We start from the raw sequence: 2,551 nt of genomic DNA, 5'->3' as shown, positions 1-2,551 counted from the left end.
CGGCCACCGGATCGGCGTCGCCGAGCGGCACCAGGTTCCGCGCCGGCACGGTGACGTACTCGGCCATCCCGCCGTCGCGCCCCAGTCCCACGCCGAGGTAGGGCATCTTGGCCGCGTTCTCGCAGTAAGTGTCCTGGCCGCGCGAACACGCCTTGCAGTGCCCGCAGCCAATCGGCCCATAGACCAGATAGGCATCGCCGACGTTGAAGCCTTCCACGCCCTCCCCGAGCTCTTCGACCCACCCGGAGTTTTCGTGGCCGAGCGTAAACGGCGGCGGCACCGCCCCCGGGCCGCCGGCCTCGAAGTCGTTGTAGATGGCGACATCGGAGTGGCAGGCTCCGGCGCCGGCGACCTTCAGCAGCACCTCCCCGGCCCGCGGCTTCGGCCGCTCCACGTCCTTGATGGTGGGAAAAGTCTTGAAGTCCTCGAACACTACAGCGCGCATGATTCACTCCTGCCGGTTGACTCTGCGATAGCTACACACGCCACCCTACGCACCGCGGAAAATGGTCAGCAAGCTGTCTATCGAGTTGTCACGTTTCACCAGTCTGTGTAGCGTAGGCCACGAGGCCACCTCGAGGGGCGCACCAGCGGCCCTGGCCCGATTCCAAAGGAGGCAACTGATGCAAACCGTGGAAGAAACCATTGATGTAGCCGTTCCGGTCCGCACAGCGTACGACCAGTGGACGCAGTTCGAATCCTTTCCGAACTTCATGTCCGGCGTTGAGTCCGTGACCCAGCTGACCGACACCACCAACCACTGGAAGACCAAGGTCGGCGGCGTGGAGCGCGAGTTCGACACCGAGATCGTGGAGCAGCAGCCGGACGAGCGCATCGCCTGGCGCAGCGTCGACGGCAAGTCCCACGCCGGCGTCGTGACGTTTAGCCCCCTCGGCGCGGACAGCACCAAGGTCTCGGTGCGCTTCGAGTGGGATCCCGAAACCTTCACCGAGAAGGTCGGCGCCGCCCTGAATATCGACGACAAGCAAGTGAAGTCGGACATGCGCAAGTTCAAGGAGTTCATCGAAACCCGCGGCGCCGAAACCGGCGCCTGGCGCGGAGAAGTGAACGACAGCGGCCCCATCGGCACGCAGCTCTAAACTTCCAAAACCACAAGCACGACGGCGGTGGGCCGGCTCTCGGAGCCGGCCCACCGCCGTCGTTTGCTCGCCCACCTGACAGCGCTGTCGCAGCAGCCGGCCCTTCCAAGCCAACAAATTTTTCCGGATTCTCCCCCATTTTCTGGTTATCCGGTTTACTCTAGGCCGCAGGGGATTAACTGAGCGGCGATGGGGGCCAATCATGCGGAAAAATCAGGAACGGCCGGAAGCCAATCCAGTAGCCGACATGGAGCGGATGGGACCTAAGCCCGTCCACGGGTCCGGGGACAGCACGGGGATGCCGAATCTGGCAGCGGCCCAGATACCCGGCCCCGGAACAAGTCACATTGTGGCCGGCGAGGATCGGCATCTGCCGGATGATGCTGCCGATCCGCTGGAAAAGGAAGGCCACCTCAGCCGACCGCGCCGCACCCGCGGCTGGCTTCCCTGGAGCCGTGGAACCGGCCGCCACCGCCTCGCTTGATCAGCGCTCGCACCACCATCAGCATCCGCGTCCAGCGAAGGAGCCCGCCATGGCCCGTCCCGTGCACTTTGAAATCCAGGCAGAAGACCTGGAACGAGCCAAAAACTTCTACGCGACCGTGTTCGGCTGGACGTTCGAGGACTATTCACAGGTCACCGGCACTCCCTACTACGGCGTCGTGACCGGCCCGGAGGACCAGCCCGGCATCAACGGCGGCCTCATGCAGCGCCCCGCCCCGACCCCGGACAGCGGCCAGGGCACCAACGCCTGGGTGGTCACCATGGAGGTGGACGACTACGACGCCACCGAACGGAAGATCCTGGCGGCCGGCGGCCAAACCGCCCTGCCGAAGTACGCACTGCCGGGAATGGCGTGGCAGGGCTACTACCTGGACACCGAAAACAACACCATCGGCATCCATCAGCCCGACGAACAGGCCGGGATGTCGTAACAACTTCAAGCGGCGGCGGACAGCCACAGTCCATCTCCGGCGGCGATCGTCTTAGGACAGCACGTCCTTGGTGGTGAAGCGGCCGTAGGCGAGGGCGCAGGAAACGGCGATGTAGCCGCCCTGCAGGACGGCGTTGGCGCCGAAGGCGTCCCAGGAGATGGGCTGGCGCAGCAGGTCGGCGAAGCTCAGCCAGTGGTGCGTGAACAGCCACGGGTGCAACCACTCCAACTGCGGCAGCGCGCCGACAATCTGGGTGACGACGGCCAGCACTGCCGTCGCCGCCATGGCGCCGACGGGGACCTCGGTGAGAGTGGAGATAAAGAGCCCGATGGCCGCCAGCCCAGCCAGCGACACGGCAACGTAGGCGGCCACCAGCAGCAGCCGAGCCAGAGACTCGCCGACGCCGATCGTGTCGCCGGACAGCAGCGTCACCGGCCCGACGCCGAAGAGCAGGCCGCCGATCAGCGCGCCGGTGACCGCGATGGCGAGCGCCGCCGCCATGCAGAAGACCACCGC

Annotated in this window: 4 protein-coding genes; 2 read left to right on the top strand and 2 right to left on the bottom strand. The window is 65.8% G+C overall.

From position 1 onward, the window contains the following. On the bottom strand, positions 1–445 hold a 445-nt coding region (locus AC5RUJ_RS14400; RefSeq protein WP_494156060.1), incomplete at its 3' end, for an alcohol dehydrogenase catalytic domain-containing protein. Between the two features lie 178 nt (positions 446–623). On the opposite strand from AC5RUJ_RS14400, the gene AC5RUJ_RS14395 reads away from it, so the two are divergent. Continuing rightward, entirely contained in the window at positions 624–1,100 is a 477-nt protein-coding gene (locus AC5RUJ_RS14395) for an SRPBCC family protein (RefSeq protein ID WP_494012970.1), read from the top strand. Between the two features lie 533 nt (positions 1,101–1,633). Continuing rightward, a complete protein-coding gene (locus tag AC5RUJ_RS14390) occupies positions 1,634–2,035 on the top strand; it encodes a VOC family protein (RefSeq protein WP_494012971.1) in 402 nt (133 codons plus the stop codon). A gap of 51 nt (positions 2,036–2,086) precedes the next feature. Here AC5RUJ_RS14390 and AC5RUJ_RS14385 read toward each other — a convergent pair. Beyond that, a partial coding sequence (locus tag AC5RUJ_RS14385; protein ID WP_494156059.1) for an ABC-2 transporter permease occupies positions 2,087–2,551 on the bottom strand: 465 nt, incomplete at its 5' end.

It is taken from the genome of Arthrobacter sp. Y3223164, assembly GCF_059091005.1.
Note: the sequence above shows the minus strand (reverse complement) of the source record. Positions and strands in the feature narration are given on the sequence as shown.

What these genes read in the sequence shown, in the direction of transcription:
- AC5RUJ_RS14395 (WP_494012970.1), top strand. Translation starts at nt 624, where the DNA reads ATGCAAACCGTGGAAGAAACCATTGATGTAGCCGTTCCGGTCCGCACA.
- AC5RUJ_RS14390 (WP_494012971.1), top strand. Translation starts at nt 1,634, where the DNA reads ATGGCCCGTCCCGTGCACTTTGAAATCCAGGCAGAAGACCTGGAACGA.